The 19,226-nt window shown below is 62.0% G+C and carries 15 protein-coding genes and 1 pseudogene; 10 read left to right on the forward strand and 6 right to left on the reverse strand.

What is annotated here, in order from left to right:
- The first annotated feature begins 8 nt into the window (after positions 1 to 8).
- Entirely contained in the window at positions 9 to 4,058 is a 4,050-nt protein-coding gene (purL, locus tag Q7U49_RS16140) for a phosphoribosylformylglycinamidine synthase (protein ID WP_304766085.1), read from the forward strand.
- Positions 4,028 to 6,226 carry an SLC26A/SulP transporter family protein gene (locus Q7U49_RS16145; RefSeq protein ID WP_304766087.1) on the forward strand — a complete coding sequence of 733 codons (2,199 nt, stop codon included), beginning with the start codon at positions 4,028 to 4,030 and terminating at the stop codon, positions 6,224 to 6,226. The genes purL and Q7U49_RS16145 overlap by 31 nt, the downstream gene beginning before the upstream one ends.
- Positions 6,227 to 6,232: 6 nt before the next feature.
- On the opposite strand, the gene Q7U49_RS16150 is transcribed toward Q7U49_RS16145, so the two are convergent.
- Positions 6,233 to 8,266, reverse strand: coding sequence for a U32 family peptidase (locus Q7U49_RS16150; RefSeq protein WP_304766090.1), 2,034 nt, complete (start codon positions 8,264 to 8,266; stop codon positions 6,233 to 6,235).
- 108 nt (positions 8,267 to 8,374) lie between these two features.
- Here Q7U49_RS16150 and Q7U49_RS16155 point away from each other — a divergent pair, with 108 nt between their 5' ends.
- The 3 genes and pseudogenes from Q7U49_RS16155 to Q7U49_RS17470 all read left to right on the forward strand — a co-directional run.
- Entirely contained in the window at positions 8,375 to 8,725 is a 351-nt protein-coding gene (locus Q7U49_RS16155; RefSeq protein WP_304766093.1) for a type II toxin-antitoxin system RelB/DinJ family antitoxin, read from the forward strand.
- A gap of 3 nt (positions 8,726 to 8,728) precedes the next feature.
- Positions 8,729 to 9,025 carry a type II toxin-antitoxin system RelE/ParE family toxin gene (locus Q7U49_RS16160; RefSeq protein WP_304766096.1) on the forward strand — a complete coding sequence of 99 codons (297 nt, stop codon included), beginning with the start codon at positions 8,729 to 8,731 and terminating at the stop codon, positions 9,023 to 9,025.
- 89 nt (positions 9,026 to 9,114) lie between these two features.
- Positions 9,115 to 9,163 (forward strand): annotated as a pseudogene (locus Q7U49_RS17470) (hypothetical protein); the annotation flags it as partial.
- 199 nt (positions 9,164 to 9,362) lie between these two features.
- Here the strand turns inward: Q7U49_RS17470 and Q7U49_RS16170 are convergent.
- From Q7U49_RS16170 to Q7U49_RS16190, 5 genes are read right to left on the reverse strand one after another with little or no spacing between them, the layout of a single operon-like run.
- Positions 9,363 to 10,148, reverse strand: a complete 786-nt coding sequence (locus Q7U49_RS16170; RefSeq protein WP_304766099.1) for a peptidylprolyl isomerase — start codon at positions 10,146 to 10,148, stop codon at positions 9,363 to 9,365.
- A gap of 54 nt (positions 10,149 to 10,202) precedes the next feature.
- Positions 10,203 to 10,481, reverse strand: a complete 279-nt coding sequence (locus Q7U49_RS16175) for a BolA family transcriptional regulator (protein WP_304766102.1) — start codon at positions 10,479 to 10,481, stop codon at positions 10,203 to 10,205.
- Positions 10,478 to 11,026 (reverse strand): septation protein A, encoded by a 549-nt coding sequence (locus tag Q7U49_RS16180; RefSeq protein WP_304766105.1) that lies wholly within the window; start codon positions 11,024 to 11,026, stop codon positions 10,478 to 10,480. The genes Q7U49_RS16175 and Q7U49_RS16180 overlap by 4 nt, the downstream gene beginning before the upstream one ends.
- Positions 11,023 to 11,430, reverse strand: coding sequence for a peptide-methionine (R)-S-oxide reductase MsrB (gene msrB / locus Q7U49_RS16185; protein ID WP_304766107.1), 408 nt, complete (start codon positions 11,428 to 11,430; stop codon positions 11,023 to 11,025). Before msrB ends, Q7U49_RS16180 begins: the two co-directional genes overlap by 4 nt.
- 27 nt (positions 11,431 to 11,457) lie before the next feature.
- On the reverse strand, positions 11,458 to 12,951 hold the full coding sequence (locus Q7U49_RS16190) for a YdiU family protein (RefSeq protein WP_304766110.1): 1,494 nt from the start codon (positions 12,949 to 12,951) through the stop codon (positions 11,458 to 11,460).
- A gap of 129 nt (positions 12,952 to 13,080) precedes the next feature.
- Here Q7U49_RS16190 and Q7U49_RS16195 point away from each other — a divergent pair, with 129 nt between their 5' ends.
- Genes Q7U49_RS16195 through Q7U49_RS16215 form a run of 5 tightly spaced genes read left to right on the forward strand, consistent with a single transcriptional unit; the run spans position 13,081 to position 19,157 of the window.
- Positions 13,081 to 15,567, forward strand: a complete 2,487-nt coding sequence (locus tag Q7U49_RS16195; protein ID WP_304766113.1) for a diguanylate cyclase domain-containing protein — start codon at positions 13,081 to 13,083, stop codon at positions 15,565 to 15,567.
- Positions 15,568 to 15,602: 35 nt separating this feature from the next.
- Positions 15,603 to 16,466, forward strand: a complete 864-nt coding sequence (locus Q7U49_RS16200; RefSeq protein WP_304766116.1) for a branched-chain amino acid ABC transporter permease — start codon at positions 15,603 to 15,605, stop codon at positions 16,464 to 16,466.
- Positions 16,466 to 17,686: a branched-chain amino acid ABC transporter permease gene (locus Q7U49_RS16205; protein WP_304766119.1), complete on the forward strand. Its 1,221-nt coding sequence runs from the start codon at positions 16,466 to 16,468 to the stop codon at positions 17,684 to 17,686. The genes Q7U49_RS16200 and Q7U49_RS16205 overlap by 1 nt, the downstream gene beginning before the upstream one ends.
- Positions 17,683 to 18,468 (forward strand): ABC transporter ATP-binding protein, encoded by a 786-nt coding sequence (locus tag Q7U49_RS16210; RefSeq protein WP_304766122.1) that lies wholly within the window; start codon positions 17,683 to 17,685, stop codon positions 18,466 to 18,468. Before Q7U49_RS16205 ends, Q7U49_RS16210 begins: the two co-directional genes overlap by 4 nt.
- A complete protein-coding gene (locus Q7U49_RS16215; protein WP_304766125.1) occupies positions 18,462 to 19,157 on the forward strand; it encodes an ABC transporter ATP-binding protein in 696 nt (231 codons plus the stop codon). The genes Q7U49_RS16210 and Q7U49_RS16215 overlap by 7 nt, the downstream gene beginning before the upstream one ends.
- Positions 19,158 to 19,226 lie beyond the last annotated feature (69 nt).

A 19,226-nucleotide genomic window follows, 5' to 3' on the forward strand; every position in this document is an offset into this window, starting at 1 on the left:
CCCTCCAATTGACTCTGCACATCACCCCTTTTGAGGGCGGTAGCGCTCTTGGCGCTTTCCGTGTCCAACAACTTCTGCCGGGTCTGCAAGCCGTGCATGAAAAAATCAGTGGCATCGCCGCGCGCCATGTGCACCTGGTGTGCTCGGACCAGGCCCCCAGCGCCGCGCTGCAACAGCAACTGGCCGCCTTGCTGACCTACGGCGAGCCCTACGCCGGCCCGCAAGACGGCCCGCTGATTGTGGTGACACCGCGTTTTGGCACCGTGTCGCCCTGGGCTTCCAAGGCCACTGACATCGCCCACAATTGCGGCCTGACGCTGCACCGGGTCGAGCGCATCACCGAATACCGCATCAGCCTCAAAGCCGGATTGTTGGGTAAGCCCACGCTGACCGAGGCGCAGCTGGCCGAGGTGGCCGCCTTGCTGCACGACCGCATGACCGAGAGCGTGATGTTCGAGCGCGGCACCGCTTTCAAGCTGTTTGCCAGCCTGCCGGCCGCGCCGATGGCCCATGTCGACGTGCTAACCGGCGGCAAGGCGGCGCTGCTGGCCGCCAATGCAGAGTTCGGCCTGGCGCTGGCCGACGACGAAATGGACTACCTGGTGCAGGCCTTCACCCAGCTGCAGCGCAACCCCACCGACGTCGAGCTGATGATGTTCGCCCAGGCCAACAGCGAACACTGCCGCCACAAGATTTTCAACGCCCGGTTCACCATTGACGGCGAGGCCCAGCCCAACAGCCTGTTCGGCATGATCCGCCATACCCACCAGACCAACCCCCAGCACATGCTGGTGGCCTACTCGGACAACGCCTCGGTGATGGCGGGCGGCCAGGTCGAGCGCTTCAGCAGCCAGGCCAGCCTGACCGACGCTGGCATGCGGGTTGGCAGCTACCAGAAAAGCAGCGCCCTGCAACACATCCTGATGAAGGTGGAAACCCACAACCACCCGACCGCCATTTCACCGTTTCCGGGGGCCTCGACCGGCGCCGGCGGTGAGATCCGCGACGAAGGTGCCACCGGCCGCGGCTCCAAACCCAAAGCCGGCCTGACCGGTTTCACCGTTTCCAAAATCAATTGGGGTCAGACTCCAATTAATTACGGCAGGCCGGCGCACATTGCCAGCCCCTTGCAGATCATGGTCGAGGGGCCGCTGGGCGGGGCGGCGTTCAACAACGAGTTTGGCCGTCCCAATTTGCTGGGCTACTTTCGCGAGTACGAGCAAAGCCTGAATTACACGGTGAAGGACGCCGCTGGTCTGGCGCAGCCGCAGACCGAGCAGCGCGGCTACCACAAACCGATCATGCTGGCCGGCGGCCTGGGCGTGATCGATGCCACGCAGACGCACAAGATTGCGTTTCCGGCTGGCACGCTGTTGATCCAGCTCGGCGGCCCCGGCATGCGCATCGGCATGGGTGGCAGTGCCGCCAGTTCCATGACCACCGGCGACAACGCGGCCCACCTCGACTTCGACTCGGTGCAGCGCGGCAACCCCGAGATCGAGCGCCGGGCGCAGGAAGTCATCAACCAGTGCTGGCTGATGACCGAGGCCAACCCGATTCTGGCGATCCATGACGTTGGTGCCGGTGGTTTGAGCAACGCCTTCCCCGAGCTGACCAATGACGCCGGTCGCGGTGCGCGTTTTGATTTGCGCGCCGTGCCGCTCGAAGAATCCGGCCTGGCCCCCAAGGAAATCTGGTGCAACGAAAGCCAGGAACGTTATGTGCTGGCGATTGCGCCCGAGTCGCTGGACCTGTTCCAGGCCTTGTGCGAGCGCGAGCGTTGTCCGTTTGCGGTGGTGGGTGTCGCCACCGAGGAACGCCAGCTTCAATTGGTGGACGCGGGTGCCGAATCACCCGTCAACATGCCCATGAACGTGCTGCTGGGCAAGCCGCCAAAGATGCAGCGCGACGTCAAAACCGTGCAGCGCACTTTTGCGCCTGTCAATTTGACCGGGGTGACTTTGCAGCAGGCGACGATCGATGTGCTGGCGCACCCGACGGTGGCGTCCAAGCGTTTTCTGGTCACCATTGGCGACCGCACCGTGGGCGGCCTCACGCACCGCGACCAGATGGTCGGCCCCTGGCAGGTGCCGGTGGCCGACTGCGCTGTCACTTTGGCCGACTTCAAGGGTTTTGCCGGTGAGGCCATGGCGCTGGGTGAGCGCACGCCGCTGGCCACGGTCAATGCCCCTGCCAGCGGCCGCATGGCGGTGGCCGAGGCCATCACCAACCTGCTGGCCGCGCCGATGGAGCTCGACCATGTCAAGCTGTCGGCCAACTGGATGGCAGCCTGCGGCGAACCCGGTGAAGACGCTGCCTTGTACGAGACTGTGAAAGCGGTGGGCCTGGAACTGTGCCCGGCGCTGGGCATCTCGATTCCCGTGGGCAAGGACTCCTTGTCGATGCGCACGCAGTGGAAAGATGAGGCCGGTGAGGCGAAAAAGGTTACCTCGCCGGTGTCATTGATCGTGACCGCCTTTGCCACCCTGGCCGATGTGCGCGGCACCCTGACGCCGCAGCTCAACGCAGCGGACGACACCTCGCTGATTTTGATCGACCTGGGCCGTGGCCAGAACCGCATGGGCGGCAGCATCCTGGCGCAAACCCTGGGCCAGATGGGCGACGAAGTGCCCGACCTGGACGACCCGCAAGACCTGGTGAACCTGGTGAATGCCGTCAACACCCTGCGTGCCCAGGGCCGGATTCTGGCCTACCACGACCGCAGTGACGGCGGCCTGTTTGCCAGCGCCTGCGAGATGGCTTTTGCCGGCCATGTCGGTGTGGCGCTCAACGTCGACATGCTGGTGACCGAGGGCGACGGGATTTCCGACAGCCGCATGGACTGGGGTGACGCCAAGAACTGGGCCGGCCAGATCAGCGGCCGCCGTGATGAGCTCACACTCAAAGCCTTGTTCAGCGAGGAGCTCGGCGTGCTGCTGCAGGTACGCACCGCTGAGCGCGACGCGGTCATGCAGGTGCTGCGCGAGCACCATCTGAGCGCCTTCAGCCATGTGGTGGGCAAGACCCGCCCGGCCGATTCCAGCATCAGCGCCGGTGTGGGTGAGGTGCAGGTGTGGCGCGACGCCAAGACCATTTTCAGCGCCAAGCTGGCTGACCTGCACCAGGTCTGGGACGCCACCAGTTGGAAGATTTGCCAGCAACGCGACAACCCGGTTTGCGCCGATGCCGAGCATGCCGCGGCCGGTGACCCGACCGATCCGGGGCTGCATGTGCACCTGGCCTTGCTCGAACCCACAACCCGCCCCCGGGTCTCAGCCCCAGCCCTCATGTTGTCGCGCCCCAGGGTGGCCGTGCTGCGCGAGCAGGGCGTCAACTCCCATGTGGAAATGGCCTACGCCTTTACCGAGGCGGGTTTCGAGGCCTTTGACGTGCACATGACCGACTTGCAGACGGGGCGCGCCAAGCTGGCTGATTTCACGGGCGTGGTGGCCTGCGGCGGCTTCAGTTATGGCGACACGCTGGGGGCCGGCATTGGCTGGGCCCGCTCCATCACTTTCAATGCCGTGCTGGCGGATCAGTTCAAGGCCTTTTTTGGCCGCACCGACACTTTTGGCCTGGGCGTGTGCAACGGTTGTCAGATGTTTGCCGAGCTGGCCGACATCATCCCCGGCGCTGCCGAGTGGCCACGCTTCACCACCAACCAGAGCGAACGCTTCGAGGCGCGCCTGAGCATGGTCGAAGTGCTGGATTCACCGTCCCTGTTCTTCAAGGGCATGGCGGGTAGCCGCTTGCCGATTGCCGTGGCGCACGGTGAGGGCTATGCCAACTTCAAGCACCGGGGCAATGCCGCCAAAGCCATTGCCGCCATGCGCTTCACTGACAACCATGGCGCCGCCACCGAGGCCTACCCGTTCAACCCGAACGGCAGCCCGGGCGGCCTGTCCGCAGTGACCACGGCGGACGGCCGCTTCACCGCCATGATGCCGCACCCCGAGCGCGTGTTCCGCAACATCCAGATGAGCTGGACCAGCCAGGACCGTGATGCCTTCAGTCCCTGGATGCAGTTGTGGGAGAACGCCAGAAGGTGGGTGCGCTAACCCCCATCGTTCGCAGCCTGTCTGGCGCCGTGGTGGCGCTGGAGACAGTGGCCATTGTGCTCACGCTGGGCTTGCTGGCGTTTGCGCCCCTGGGTGCGTCGGCGCCGCTGGGGATTGCTGCGGCTTTTGTGGCGGTGATGACAGGCGGCCTGGTGTACGCCCTGCTGGGCAGCGCGGCATCGCCGTCGGCAGGACCCACTTCGGCCACGGCGCTGATTCTGGCTGGCCTGGTGGCACAGTTGGTGCAGGATGTGCGCTTTGACCTGCAAAGTCCTGAGGGACTCGCCATGCTGATGGCGCTGGCCGCGAGCAGTGTCGTGTTGATGGGCCTGTTCCAGATTTTGATGGGATGGGCGGGCTTGGGACGCCTGGCCCGGTTTGTGCCACAACCGGTGCTGGCTGGCTTCATGAACGGCGTGGCGCTGTTGATCCTGTTTTCGCAAATTCCGATCCTGCTGGGACTGCCACCGCTGACCCGGTTGACCGACCCGACCGTGCTGTCGCAAGCGCAACCGTTGGCCCTGTTTGTCGGGCTTGCGACGGCGGGCACGGTCTGGCTGGTTAACTGGAAATGGTCCCGGGCTTCTGCCAGTTTGATCGGTTTGGCGTTTGGTTGCATTTTGTTCGCGATCCTGTTGGCCGCTGTCCCGGGTTTGCACCTGGGTGACGTCGTTGGTCCTCTGCCCCTGGGACAGGTCAGGCTCGACGGCCTGCAACCGCTGGCAGACAGTGGCGCCTGGGAACTGCTGCGGGATCACGGCAAATCGGTGTTTTTAACCGGTGCCATTCTGGCTGTCATTGGCTCGCTGGAGTCGCTGCTGGTGGCGCTGGCCTCGGATCAGCGTGGTTATTCCCAACATGATCCGGGTCGTGAACTGCTGTCGATGGGGGCGGCCAATATGGTCAGTGGATTGTGTGGCGGTGTGCCACTGGTGCTTTCCAACGCGCGCTGTGTGTTGCTGTTCAAAAATGGCGCCGTTGGTCGCGGTCCGGCGCTCGCCTCGGTCATCGTTTACTTTCTCATTTATGTCCTGGCTGGTCCATTGCTGGCCATGCTGCCCAAGGTGGTGCTGGCCGGCATGATGGTGACCATTGCCGTGGCGCTCAGTGACCGCTGGACGCGCCAGTTGCTGGGCCAGTGGTGGTCTGGCGAACGTTCGCCAGACTTGCGGCACAGTCTGGTGGTGGTCGCCTTGGTGGGTGTTGTCACGGTGCTGTTTGGCTTTGTGGCGGCGGTCGGCATGGGGTGCTTGCTGGCCATGCTGATGTTTATCAGTGCCATGAACCGTTCCCTGATCCGCGGCCGCTTCAGCGCTTTGGAGCGGCCCTCGCGCCGGATCTATGGCCCTGCGCAAGCCCGGCTGCTGCAGCTTGAGCGCCAGCGCGTGGTGCTGATAGAACTGGAAGGCGCCTTGTTTTTTGGCAGTGCCGAGCGACTGGGCATTGCAGCGTCGGCACTGGCGCCCGATTGTCGTTGTCTGGTGCTCGACCTGAGCCAGGTCAGCATGATCGACGCGTCGGGTGCCATGCTGCTGCAACAACTCTCGGCCCAGCTTGAACACCGGGGGGTGTCCCTGCTGCTGGCCGGTGTCAGCGCCGACAACGACCGTGGCAAACGACTGCGCAACTTTGGCTGTTTTCGTGCGAGTCTGCCCGGTGGTGGACGGGCCGACTGGTGGCCGGATGCCGATCGGGCCATTGAGGCGGCCGAGCAGATGCTGCTGAGCGCGGCGGGTATCGACGCGTCGCAGACGGTCGTGCCCCTGGCCGACGCCTCATTGATGCGAAGCCTGAGCGCAGATCAATTCGCGCGCGTACGGCAACACATGCAAGCGCATTCTTTGCGCGCTGGCGAAATCCTGTTTCACCAGGGTGATCCGGGCGACCGGCTTTATGTGCTGACGCAGGGGTCGATCTCGATCATCGGTGGCAAGGGCCCGGTCAGGCCACGTTTTGTGAGTTTTTCACCCGGCATCATGATTGGTGAAATCTCGATGCTCGACGGCGCAGGACGCAGTGCCGATGCCATCGCCGACACCGATGCCGTGGTCTGGTCGCTGACGCGTGACAGCTTTGACGCCCTGGCCCTGGCCGACCCGTTGCTGGGCGAGCGCCTGACCCGCAACATCGCGATCCATCTGGCGGATCGCCTGCGCGGACCCCGCTAACGCGCTTCAGTGGCCGAATTCGCGGCCGCCAGCCGCCGGGCGGGTCTTGAAAAATGTCAGCGGGGTCGTCGTCCCTGCCCGTGCGCTGGCCAGCTCCTGGCGGGACTGTTTGGCCACCGCCGGTTTCATTTTGCCCACCACATGCATTTCGCAGGGTTTGCAGTCAAAGCGCAAGGTGAGTTTTTCTTTGCCGTTGATCAGTTGCAGGGGCTCGGCCTTGACCGTGCCCTGCACGCCGGTCACGCCCTTGGCCTGCTTGGGGCACAGGCTCAAGGAAAAACGCACGCAGTGCTTGGTGATCATCAGGCTGACCTCACCCGGCTCTTCGATGGCCTCATAAGCAGCAGCGATCAGCTTGACGCCGTGGCGCGCGTAAAACGTGCGCGCGGCGCGGTTGAACACGTTGGCCAGGTAGCTCAGCGTATCTTCGGGGTAGGGTGCCGGGGGCGCCACCGCCTGGCCCGGCAGGAAGCGCACAAAACCGGCGCTGCGCGCTGCCTCCAGCGCTTGCACCGCTTCACGGCGCAGCGGATTCAGGATGGAGGCCGGCACAAACCAGGGTTGGGCAAAGGCCACCTGCACGTCACTGGCGGAAAAAATCGTGTTGCCGAGCTTGGACACGTTGTCCACCAGCGTCTCCAGCGCGCCGCTCTTGTCCTTGGCCGGCGTGAGCGCCAGGGTGGCGTGCGCGCTGGCACTGAAACCGTCTTCGTCGGTCAGTGTCAGGGTGATGCCATGGGTGTCGTCCGTCAGATGCGCCCAGAGCTGGATGCGCCGCTCACTGGACTTTTTGTCGAGCCCATGCAGCCAGTCGACGTCGCGGTTGCGATTGACCTCCACACCCTTGCGCAGGTCTTTCAAGCCCGCCAACTCGTCTTTGGGGAAGACACGCCAGCTGCCTTTTTTGGCGCTGACGAGTTCGGCGCGGTTGATGGCCAGGCCGACCAGTTCTTTTTGCAGGTCGTAGTAACACAGGCCGTCACCGTTGTGCAGCACAGTCTGGCGGTCGTTCAATTCCAGGTCGACCCAGTTGGGGCCGACCTGGGTGACAAAACCGATGGGCTGACCCGGGTTTTTCGGCGTGTCGAAGGCGCCAATGGTCTCCTGGCGGCCGTTGACAAAGTAGTCGGTGAATTCGCGGTTGAAGTTCTGGTTCGGGTCAGGCGTGAAGCTGAAGGTGGTGAGTCCGCTGCTGGACCGAGCCAGCGGGTCGCCCGAGTGCTGGCGTGCCTCGATGACGTCGTCGAGCAGCTTGCGGTAATGCGCCGTGATGTTTTTCACGTAGGCCATGTCCTTGTAGCGGCCCTCGATCTTGAAGCTGCGCACGCCCGCATCGATCAGCGCGGCGATGTTGTCACTCTGGTTGTTGTCTTTCATGCTCAGCACATGCTTGTCGTGCGCGACAAAACGACCCTTGTCATCGACCACCTGGTAGGGCAGGCGGCAGGCCTGGCTGCATTCGCCGCGGTTGGCGCTGCGCCCGGTGTGCGCCGCACTGATGTAACACTGGCCGCTGTAGGCCACGCACAGCGCGCCATGGACAAAAAATTCCAGCGTGCTGCGGGCCGGGTCGGTGGCGGCGCGAATGGCCGCAATTTGCGGCAGCGTGAGCTCGCGCGCCAGCACCAGCTGGGTCAGACCCACATCCTGCAAAAAGCGCGCTTTCTCGGGCGTGCGGATGTCGCACTGGGTGCTGGCATGCAATTGCAGCGGTGGCATGTCCAGGTTGAGCAAGCCCATGTCCTGCACGATCAGCGCGTCCACCCCGGCCTCATACAGTTGCCAGGCCAGGCTGCGTGCGCCTTCCAGTTCGTCGTCGCGCAGAATGGTGTTCATGGTGACAAAAATGCGGCTGTTGAAGCGGTGCGCGTGTTGCACCAGCCGGGCAATGTCGGCCACCGAGTTGTCGGCGCTGGTACGCGCGCCAAACGACGGCCCGCCGATGTAGACCGCGTCAGCCCCGTGGTTGACGGCTTCGATGCCAATGGCGGCATCGCGTGCCGGGGCTAACAGTTCGAGTTGGTGGGGCAGGAGTGACATGGGGCATGATTATCGGGGCTTGCAACTCGTCACGCGATGGCGCTTGAATTGACTTTAAAATGTTTGTCAATACACTGTCCCTACATCTGAAGATTCAAAGGAAGCACCATGGCACACGACACGACCGTTCAATTCCGGATTGATTCGACTGTCAAGGAGGAGGCATTTGCCGTCTTTCAGAAAATGGGTATCAGCCCGTCTGAGGCGGTACGCGTCTTCCTGAAACAAGTTCAACTGACTCAGACCTTGCCTTTCCCCGTGGCGGTGGCTAACGAGAAGGACCTCGATGTGGACGATGATTACACACAATGGTTGCGCGAGCGCCTGGCCACTGCCGTCAAGCAGCTTGACAGTGGCAAGATGAATCGCTATGACCTCCCGCTTGCAAGGACCCTGCTTCGCGAGCGTTTGGTTGCGCGCCGCAGTGTTTTGCTTGCCAATGGCGCACCTGGTCACTGAATCATGGCCTTGCAATTGTCAGAACTTGCCTTGCAAAGCATCGAAGAAATCATTCTTTATTACGAGCTTGAGGCGGGGCTGGCAGTGGCAGATGCCGTTGAACGACGCATCTTTGAACAAATTGAAGCCATCGAGCCTTGTCCGATGAGCATTCCCGAGAGTGAAATTTTCCCCGGAGCCCGCAAATTGGTGATCAGCAAACTGCCTTACGTGGCATTTTTCCGGCAAATCGATGCGCAATTGTGGGAAGTGGTGGATGTGGTTCACACCTCACGCAAGCTACCCAAAAGCGCGCGGTAGAAACCCCTCGAATCCAAGCCAATCATCGTACTTGTACGCCACAGGACAACCCATCGTTTTACACCCTGGATGCCCTGCGCGGCCTGGCCATGGTCTGGATGACGGTGTTCCATTTTGTCTTCGACCTGAACCACTTCAAGCCGGTCACCGAAGACTATGTGCCGCTGTTCCCCCGGCTGGGTGTGATGTGGTGGGCGCGGAAACGGGCGCTGGAGTCTGAGCTACTACTTGCTGCACAAACCGGTGCTGATTGCGCTGGTAGGTGGGTTTAGTCTGCTTTTCTGAAGCAAAAAAAGCCGGCGCAAGCCGGCTTTCCGTGGGCGATCAAGTGACCGGCTTATTCAACCTTGGCTTTGGCGCGCAGCGCTTCCTGGTATTGGGTCAGTTTCTGTTGTTGCAGTTGTTGCGACACTTGGGGCTTGACTTCTTCCAATGCAGGCAACTGGGCCTCGCGCACGTCATCGAGGCGAATGACATGGTAGCCAAACTGGGACTTGACCGGGGTTTCGGTCAGCTTGCCTTTGCTCAGTGCGGTCAGGGCCGTGGCGAATTCAGCCACATAGTTGCCGGCAGGTGCCCAGTCGAGGTCGCCGCCCTTGGCGCCGGAGCCCGGATCCTTGCTTGATTTCTTGGCAATTTCTTCAAACTTGCCGCCCTTTTTGAGCTGGGCAATGATGGCCTTGGCTTCTGCTTCTTTCTCGACCAGGATGTGGCTGGCGCGGTACTCCTTGCCCGCATTGGCCGCCTTGAACTTGTCGTACTCGGCCTGGATGTCGGCATCGGTGACCGGGTTGGTCTTTTGGTAATTGGCGAACAGTTCGCGGATCAGGAGGGTCTGGCGCGCCAGTTCCAGCTGGTTCCTGAAGTCGGCCGTGGTGTCCAGGCTCAGTTTCTGGGCTTCCTGCATGAAGATTTCACGGGCAATGACTTCGTCCTTGATCTGCTGCTGGATTTCCGGGGTCACCGGGCGGCCGGAGCGGGCCACTTGTTGGCTCAAGGCCTCAACGCGGGTGAGGGGCACCGCCTTGCCATTGACGATGGCCACATTTTGCGCCACGGCCGCGCCAGACATACCGCCCAGAAAGGCGGCCAAGGCAAGACCGGATACCAGTTTGTTTTTCATGCAAATTTCCTGCAAATAATTAAATTAGAAAAGCGAGATTGTCGATCCGGGCCGTCAGGCCTGGGGTGTCTGGGCTTCGATGGCCAAGGCGTGCAAGCCCTGGTCCATGAAATCTTGGAGCGCATCATACACAAGGCGGTGCCTTGCCACGGCGGACTTGCCGGCAAAAGCCCCGGCTGTGATGCGCACCCTGAAGTGGGTGCCGAAGCCGCTGCCGTTGGCGCCAGCATGGCCGTTGTGCTGGTGGCTTTCGTCAAGCACTTCGAGCTGGCTGGGTTGCAGGACCTGTTGCAGGCGTTGCTGCAGTTGTTCGGCGGTGGGGGCTTGGCTCATGGTGTGGGTGTTTTGGCGTCGTCAGCCGTCAGGTAGCGTGAAATGTAAAACCCCTGGCCGACAATGAAGACCAGCGGGAAGGCGTAACCCCATAGTTTGAAGTTGACCCAGGCTTCGGTGCTGTAGTAGGCGGCCACATAGGCGTTGAGGAGCGCCATGAACGCGCTGTAGACGATCCACAGGATGTTCAGGCGCATCCACACCGGCTCGGGCAGGGTCATTTGGCTGCCCAGCAGCATCTTCAAAAAGTTCTTCTTGTAAACCCAGACCGCCACGGCCAGCGCAATGGCCATGGCGGCGTACAGCACGGTGGGTTTCCATTTGATGAAGCGGTCATCGTGCAGCACCAGGGTGAGCGTGCCGAAAACCAATATCAAAGCCAGCGTGATTTTGTGCATGGCCTGCAGCTTGCGGTCAATGCCGTAGATCAGCGCCATTTGCAGCACGGTGGCCACCATCAGCACGCCGGTGCCAATGTAGATGTCGTACAGCTTGTAAGCGCCAAAGAACAGCAGGATAGGGAAAAAGTCGATCAGTATTTTCATGTGGGGGTGAAGTTTAACGAAGCCGAGTTCATGCAGTAGCGCAGACCGGTGGGGGCGGGGCCATCGTCAAACACATGGCCCAGGTGCGCGCCGCACTGGGTGCACACCGTTTCGACCCGCGTTAGCCCCAAGCTGCGGTCGGTAATTTCGGTGATGGCGCCCGGCACGGCCAATGAAAAACTGGGCCAGCCGCAGTGTGCGTTGAACTTGGTGCCAGAGTCAAACAGTTTGGCGTCGCAACAGATGCAGTGGTAGCTGCCGTCGGCTTTCAGGGCTTCGTATTTGCCGCTGAACGGGCGCTCGGTGGCGGCGTGGCGCGTGACCTGGTAAGCCACGGTTTCGGCACCCTTGGCCTGCAAAATGGCTTGCCACTCGGCGTCGGTTTTCTGGATGGGGTAAGTCATGGTTTTGTCCATTTTTCGGGGCTCATGTCAGGAACTGCAACTGATTTCGATTTGGCTGGCCCAGTCGGGTGGCAGGCCGGCATACGAGTCGAAGGCGGCGTGTTCGTCGAAAGGGCGCTCCAGCAGGGCCAGCAAATGGGCCACCACCGAGAAGTCTTTGCCTTTGGCGGCCTCGATGGCCAGTTCACCCAGGTAATTGCGCAGCACGTATTTGGGGTTGGTGCTGCGCATCAGGTCAGCTGCCTGCTGGGTGTCAAGTCCATCCAGCCGCGCTGAATAACGCAGCAGCCAGGCGTCCCAACCCGCGCGCTCCAGAAACAGGTCGCGCACCGGCGCGAACTGCTGGCTGGCCACCGCCTGGCTCAGACGGCGCCAGAACAAGGTGTAGTCAACCCGGTCCTGCGCCAGCAGCGCCAGCAGGTCGTCAACAAGGGCCTGATCTGCGCCGGTGTCGTCGCCGTCCCCGCCCGCAGTCAGGCCCAGTTTGGCGCGCATCAATTGCAGCCAGTGGCCTGCAAAGAGCGGTTTATAAGTGTCCAGCGCTTGCAAGGCCAGCGCCTGATCTTCGATCAACGGCATCAAGGCCTGGGCCAGCGCGTACAGGTTCCAGTGGGCGATGTCGGGCTGGCGCGCAAAGGCATAGCGGCCACCGCGGTCGGTGTGGTTGCAGATGTGGTCGGGGTCAAAGGCGTCGAGGAACTGGAACGGACCGTAGTCGATGGTCAGGCCCAAAATGCTCATGTTGTCGGTGTTCATGACGCCGTGGCAAAAGCCCACCGCCTGCCAGTGCGCGACCATCACGGCGGTGCGTTCGGTCACCTGTTGCAGCAAATTGGCATACGGGTTGGCGCTTAGGGTGCTGGCCGTTTGACAGTCCGGGTAATAGCGGCTGATGACGTAGTCGGCCAGGATTTTCAGCTGCGGCAACTGCTGGCGCGCGGCAAAGTGTTCAAAATGACCAAAACGAATGAAGCTGGGGGCGACCCGGGTCACCACGGCGGCGGTCTCCAGGCTCTCGCGCGCCACTTCTTCGTCGGAGCCCACCACGCACAGCGCACGCGTGGTTGGAATGCCCAACCCATGCATGGCTTCACTGCATAAAAATTCGCGGATGCTGCTGCGCAACACGGCCCGGCCGTCGCCCATGCGCGAGTACGGCGTCGAGCCCGAACCCTTGAGCTGCACCTCCAGGCCATTGGCCTCGCCCAGCAAGCACGCCCGGCCGTCGCCCAACTGCCCGGCCCAGTGACCAAACTGATGGCCGCTGTAGACACTGGCCAGCGGTTGCGTGCCGCTGATGGGCTGGTTGCCTGCCAGCGCATGCAATAGCGCGTCGGTCTCCAATTCGTCAGCGGGCAGGTTCAGAACTTGCGCCACCGCCACCGACCGGCCGACCCAGTAGGGCTCAGGTAAGGCCTGCGGCGCCAGGGCGGTGTAAAAGTCTGGCCCCAGGCGATGAAAATGGTTGTCCCATTTCAGGCCGGTGGGCGTGATTTGGAAAGGCTGGCTGATCGCATTCATGCGTGAATTGTGTCGTGGCGCGTTCAAGCCCAAGGTTTACAGGGGCATCGGGCGGTTTATCACTTACCATTGCGGCTCTTTTTGCTGAGTTGATTTTTTTGCAGGCCTTGGTAAAAATCATCTTAAACCATGCTGTTTCATCGTTTCTCGCCGCAGTCGCTCAAAACCCGGATCACCTTGCTGACGCTGCTGATCGTTGTTTTTGGCTTTGGGATTCTGGGTTTCTACACCAAAAACCTGTTGCGCCAAGAACTGCTCACCTACACCGGTGCGCAACAGCGCTCGGCCCTGCGTTTGCTGACGTCCGAGGTGAACCACGGGCTGGACAACCGGATTGCCGCGTTGCAGGCGGCGGCCCTGCAGATCACCCCTGAGCTGCAGAAAGATGCGCCCGCGCTGCAAGATTTTTTACGCCAGCAGTCATTGTTGGCAGGGTTGTTCAACGGGGGGGTTGTGGTGTGGAACGCTCAGGGGCAGTTGCAGACCGAGCTACAGTACCTGGCGGATGCTTTGGCCACCCCGGTGCTGGCGCAGCAGGACTTGACGCAGGTGCTGGCGCAGGGGCAGCCTGTGATTGGTCAGGTGCAGGCTGATAACGAGCGTAAGGCCGCCTGGTTTGCCATGGCCGTGCCGGTTCGTGGTCCGACGGGCACGGTGTTGGGTGCTTTGGCTGGGGTGATTCGGCTGGACCAGCCCAATTTTTTGACCCAATTGACCGCGCACCGTTATGGCGAGTCCGGTAATTTCTTTTTGGTGGCGGCAAAACAGCGGCTGATTTTTGCCACCTCGAATCAGACCCGCGTGCTTGAGGTCTTGCCGCCCCTGGGTGCGAGCCTGTGCACCGACAGTTTTGTGCAAGGCCATGAAGGCACCACGCTTTCGGTTGATCCGAAGGGCGTCGAGGTGCTGGTCAGCACCCAGCAAATTCCGTTGGCGCACTGGTATGCGTCGGTGACCCTGACTCCCGAAGAGACGTTTGCCCTGATCGACGCGGTCAAATGGCGTGCCAGGCTGGTGGCACTGGCGTTGGGGCTGATGTGCCTGGGCTTGATCTGGTTCATGCTGCGCCGCCAGTTGGCGCCCATGACTTCAGCCGTCCAGACACTCGATGGTTTTGTGCGCCAGAACCAGGCGCCGCAAGCACTGTCCGTGGAGCGCAATGACGAGGTGGGCCAACTCGTGGCCGGCTTTAACCGGCTCCTTGAGCGTTTGGTGCAGCAGCAAAATGTGTTGCGCCAACGGGAGTTGTTCAACCAGGCGGTCATCAATTCGGTGAGTGCCGGTATTGCCGTGCTGGACCAGGACGGCGTGATTCTGGAAGTGAATGAGGCCTGGCGCCTCCAGGAAGTCAATGGCACAGGAACCGTCGACCCAAGTCGGCAAGGCACCGATGTGGGCGGCAATTTTCTGCTGGCAAGCGCTGCGCTTGTGGTCAATCAGGCAGGGGCTGACGCGCTGCGCGCGCAAGACGGTATTCGCGCGGTGCTGGACGGCCGCTCGCCACGTTTTTACCTCGAATACGCCAGTCACCTGCCGCAGCAAGAGCGCTGGTACAGCATGAACGTCACGCCTTTTGTTGATGCAGACAGGCGCGGTGCGGTGGTCTCGCTGGAAAACATCAGCTTGCGCATGCAGATGCAAAACCAGGTGCGCGAGATGGCCTTCTACGACCCGCTCACCAAGTTGCCCAATCGCCGCCTGGCGCTTGAGCGGCTGTCACAGCAACTGGTGCGCGCGCGTCGTGTGCAGGGTCGGCTGGCCTTGTTGTTCATTGACCTCGACAAGTTCAAGCCGATCAACGACGAGCTCGGACACGCCGTGGGCGACTGGCTGCTGCAAGCCGTGGCCGAGCGTATTCTGGGCTGCGTGCGTGCCTCTGACACCGCGGCGCGCATTGGTGGTGATGAATTCGTGGTGTTGCTGCCTGACTTGCAGTCGACGGAGGCCGCCATCAGCGTGGCAGAAAAGATCCGTCGTGCGCTGGCTCAGGAGTTTGTGACCGAGCAGGGCGTGGCGCTCAAGATTTCGTCCAGCATCGGGGTGGCCTTGTACCCGGACCACGGTGCCAACGAACAAGACTTGTTGCGACTGGGCGACGAGGCCATGTACTTTGCCAAAAAGCAGGGCCGCAATGCGGTCCACTTGTGCAAACCCCTGCTTGTCATGCCTGGCCCTGACGCCGAGGCCACGGCGGCGCACGCCTACGTGCACCTGCGCTGGAAAGACGCCTTCAATACCGGGAACGCGGAACTCGACTCCGAGCATCAGGCGCTGTTCGTGCATGCCAACACGCTGCTGGACACGGTGGCTTTGCGGCACCAGCAGCCGCTTGTTTTTGAGGCCGCCTATGATGCGCTGCTCGCGCACACAGCGGCCCATTTTGCGCATGAAGAAGCCCTGTTGCGCACGCTGGGCTTTGCCGATCTGAATCACCACGCACAGCAGCACGGACAGTTATTGATGCGCGCCAGAACGCTGTACCAAGAGTTGCAGCAGGCACCGGATGAAACCCTCGCAGAAGGTAAATTGATCAGGTTCCTGGTGTCCGAACTGGTGGCGGGTCATTTGCTCAAGTCCGACCGGGAGTTTTCGGGCTTGTTCGCAAAGCCTGGGTGAAAGCTTGGTCAAGGCTGGTTTGGCTTGATTCAATCATGGCTTTTTTTACCATTTCACTGCTCAACGGCCTCAGCTACGGCTTGCTGCTGTTCTTGCTGAGCTCGGGGCTGACGCTGATTTTCAGCATGATGGGCGTGCTCAACTTCGCCCATGCCTCGTTTTACATGCTGGGCGCCTACTTTGGCTACAGCGTGAGCACATGGCTGGGCTTCTGGCCGGCTTTGGTGCTGGCTCCCTTGATCGTGGGTGGCCTGGGCGCCTTGTTCGAGCGCTTTTTGCTGCGTCGGGTGCACCGGTTCGGCCATGTGGCCGAGCTGCTGATGACCTTTGGCCTGAGTTACCTCATTCTGGAGGTGGTGCAACTGGTCTGGGGTCGCAGCTCGGTCGATTACCGCGTGCCGGTGGCGTTGGATGGCCCCTTGCTGACGCTGTTTGGCATCCAGTTTCCGGCCTACCGCGCTTTCATGATGGGCGTGGCCGTGGGCATGCTGGCCGCCTTGTGGCTGTTGCTCAGGCACACCCGTGTCGGGCTTGTCATCCAGGCGGCCTTGACGCACCCCGGCATGGTCGAGGCGCTGGGGCACAACGTGCCGCGCGTGTTCATGTGGGTGTTTGGCGGCGGCTGCGCGCTGGCCAGTCTGGCGGGCGTGCTGGGCGGCAATGCCTTTGTCACCGAACCGGGCATGGCGGCAGCGCTCGGTGGCATTGTTTTTGTTGTTGTGGTGGTGGGGGGCGTCGGCTCGCTGGGCGGCGCCTTTTTGGCCTCCCTGCTGATTGGCCTGATGCAAACCTTTGCCGTCGGTCTGGATGTGTCCGTGGCGCCGATCCTGCCCTATCTGTTGATGGTGCTGGTGCTGGTCTTTCGGCCCCGGGGCCTAGCTGGCGCGCGGGGCGACTGATGGGGCGCAGCGTGGTCTGGGGCCTGTACGCGCTCATTCTGGCGTTGGCGCCGCTGGTGTTCACCAGCAGCCTGAGCCACACGCTGCTGAGCCAGATGGGCATCGCCATCATCGTCTGCCTGAGCTACAACATCTTGCTGGGCCAGGGCGGCATGCTCAGTTTTGGCCATGCGGTGTATTCGGGCATGGGCGCATTTTTGGCCATTCACACGCTCAGGCTGGTGAGCGGCGGGCTGGCGCTGCCGGTGAGCCTGATCCCGCTGGTGGGCGGCGTGGCCAGTCTGGTGCTGGCGCTGCTGCTGGGCTGGGTCACCACCAAAAAGGCCGCCACGCCGTTTGCCATGATCACGCTGGGAATAGGTGAATTGGTGTGGGCCATGGCGCTGATGTTCCCCGGTTTTTTTGGCGGCGAGGCCGGGCTGTCGGGCAACCGGGTGGCCGGCAGCCCGCTGCTGGGCATCACCTTGGGTCCGCAAATCGAGTTGTATTACCTGATTGCGCTCTACACCCTGGTCTGCACCGCGCTGATGTACGCCTTTACCCGCACGCCACTGGGGCGCATGCTGAACGCGGTGCGCGACAACCCGGAGCGCGTCGCCTTTGTCGGCTACAACCCGCAAATGGTGCGCTACCTGGCGTTTGTGATTGCCGCATTTTTTGCCGGGATTTCAGGGGGCTTGGCGGCACTCAATTTCGAAATTGTGACCTCCGAAGTGCTGAGCGGTCACCGTTCGGGCGCTTACCTGCTGTTCACCTTTCTGGGTGGCACCACTTTCTTTTTTGGCCCCATCATCGGCGCCATTTTGATGGTGCTGGCGTTTGTGCTGCTGTCCGAGCTGACCCAGGCCTGGCTGCTGTATCTGGGGCTGATCTTCATCGTGATGGTGACGCTGGCGCCTGGCGGTGTGGCATCGCTGGTCATGCTGAACCTGCGATGGGTCAGGAGCGGCGGGTGGCGGCGACTTTGGCCAGTCTATGGGGTTCTGCTGGCCACGGGTTTGCTGGCTCTGTCGGGTGCTGCCGCCCTGCTGGAAATGCTGTACCACCTGCAACTCGGCGCAGCGCTGGGGCCAGAGTTGCCCTTTTTCGGGGTCACGCTCAACATTGACGAGTCTTACAGCTGGCTAGGGGCTGCTGCTGTTCTGCTGATTGGCCTGATGCTGTTCGAGCTGAGTCGGCGCAGGTTCATGCAGCACGGGCAGGGCGGGGGGGGCGCATGAAACCGACCGCCCAGACCGATGCCCTGGTCTTGCAGGACCTGCACAAAAGCTTTGGCAACACCGACATTCTGCGTGGCATCAGCCTGGCTGTGAAGGCGGGCGAGCGCATCGGCATCATCGGCCCCAACGGGGCGGGCAAGTCGACCTTGTTCAACCTGATCAGCGGCCGCTTGGCCCCCACGCAAGGCCAGGTTTGGCTCAACGGGAGTCGCATCGATGGCAAGCCACCGCATGCGGTCAACCGCATGGGCTTGTCGCGCAGTTTTCAGATCACCAACATCTTCCCCACGCTCAGCGTGTTCGACAACCTGCGCTGCGGCGTGCTCTGGCGTCTGGGCTACAAGTACAGCTTTCTGAAATTCCTGGCGCGTCTGGACGACGCCAATGCGCAGACGCAAGCCCTGATGGAACAAGTGCACCTGGGCCCGCAGCGCGACACACCGGCCATGCACCTGAGCTATGCCGAACAGCGCGCGCTGGAGCTGGGCATCACCATCGCCAGCGGGGCCAGCGTGATTTTGCTGGACGAGCCCACCGCCGGCATGAGCCAGTCCGAAACCAGCCGCTTCATTCCACTGATCAGGGAAGCCACAGAAGGTAAAACCCTGTTGATGGTCGAGCACGACATGGGTGTGGTGTTTGACCTGGCTGACAAGATTGCGGTGCTGGTTTCTGGCGAACTGCTCGCCTTTGACACGCCTGATGCGGTGCGTGCCGATGCGCGGGTGCAAGCGGCCTATTTGGGCGCTCCGGTCGCTCAAGCGGGACTGGCGTCATGCTGAAAATCGACCACCTGCACGCCTTCTACGGCAAAAGCCAGGTCTTGCATGGGGTGTCGTTGCAACTGGTCGGGGGTGAAATTGTGGCGCTGCTGGGGCGCAACGGCTCGGGGCGCAGCACCACCGCCAAAACCATCATGGGGCTGGTGGATGCCCGTGGCTCCGTCCTCTGGCGCGGCCAGCAGTTGCTGGGAAAAAAAACTTACGAGATCGCGCAGATGGGCTTGGGCTATGTACCCGAAAGCCGCGACATCTTCCCCACGCTGACGGTGGAACACAACCTGATGCTGGGGCAAAAGCCGGGTCAGAAAACAGGCCGTTGGTCCATGGGCGACATGTATGCCATGTTCCCACAACTGAAAGCGCGTCAGCATGCGCCGGCCGGCGTGCTGTCAGGCGGCGAGCAGCAAATGCTGACCCTGTGCCGCAGCCTGATGGGCGACCCTGACCTGATCATCGTTGACGAACCCACCGAGGGCTTGGCGCCCCAGGTGGTCATGTTGCTGGGGCAAGTCCTCAGGCAACTCAGGGCGCGTGGTATCGCGGTGCTGCTGATCGAACAAAAGCTGACGATTGCCCTGGACGTTTCCGACCGCTGCTACGTGATGGGCCACGGCAGCGCGGTGTTTGAAGGCACGCCCGAAGCGCTGCGCCAGGCCGACGCCATCCGCAGGGAATGGCTGGAGGTGTGAGTTGAAGCCAGCACAGTTGGTTGTCACTCGGCTTTGCTGACTACTGACATTGATCGATCAAGCCAAGTA

This window comes from Rhodoferax sp. (assembly GCF_030653815.1).
In the GTDB taxonomy this organism is placed as follows: Bacteria; Pseudomonadota; Gammaproteobacteria; order Burkholderiales; family Burkholderiaceae_C; genus Rhodoferax.

Bases quoted from the DNA above. Each gene is read 5' to 3' on its own strand.
- Q7U49_RS16155 (WP_304766093.1), top strand. From the start codon at position 8,375: ATGGCACACGACACGACCGTTCAATTCCGGATTGATTCGACTGTCAAG.
- Q7U49_RS16190 (WP_304766110.1), bottom strand. From the start codon at position 12,951: ATGAATGCGATCAGCCAGCCTTTCCAAATCACGCCCACCGGCCTGAAA.
- Q7U49_RS16160 (WP_304766096.1), top strand. From the start codon at position 8,729: ATGGCCTTGCAATTGTCAGAACTTGCCTTGCAAAGCATCGAAGAAATC.
- Q7U49_RS16170 (WP_304766099.1), bottom strand. From the start codon at position 10,148: ATGAAAAACAAACTGGTATCCGGTCTTGCCTTGGCCGCCTTTCTGGGC.
- Q7U49_RS16210 (WP_304766122.1), top strand. From the start codon at position 17,683: ATGAAACCGACCGCCCAGACCGATGCCCTGGTCTTGCAGGACCTGCAC.
- Q7U49_RS16180 (WP_304766105.1), bottom strand. From the start codon at position 11,026: ATGAAAATACTGATCGACTTTTTCCCTATCCTGCTGTTCTTTGGCGCT.
- Q7U49_RS16205 (WP_304766119.1), top strand. From the start codon at position 16,466: ATGGGGCGCAGCGTGGTCTGGGGCCTGTACGCGCTCATTCTGGCGTTG.
- msrB (WP_304766107.1), bottom strand. From the start codon at position 11,430: ATGACTTACCCCATCCAGAAAACCGACGCCGAGTGGCAAGCCATTTTG.
- Q7U49_RS16215 (WP_304766125.1), top strand. From the start codon at position 18,462: ATGCTGAAAATCGACCACCTGCACGCCTTCTACGGCAAAAGCCAGGTC.
- Q7U49_RS16195 (WP_304766113.1), top strand. From the start codon at position 13,081: ATGCTGTTTCATCGTTTCTCGCCGCAGTCGCTCAAAACCCGGATCACC.
- Q7U49_RS16175 (WP_304766102.1), bottom strand. From the start codon at position 10,481: ATGAGCCAAGCCCCCACCGCCGAACAACTGCAGCAACGCCTGCAACAG.
- Q7U49_RS16200 (WP_304766116.1), top strand. From the start codon at position 15,603: ATGGCTTTTTTTACCATTTCACTGCTCAACGGCCTCAGCTACGGCTTG.
- Q7U49_RS16150 (WP_304766090.1), bottom strand. From the start codon at position 8,266: ATGTCACTCCTGCCCCACCAACTCGAACTGTTAGCCCCGGCACGCGAT.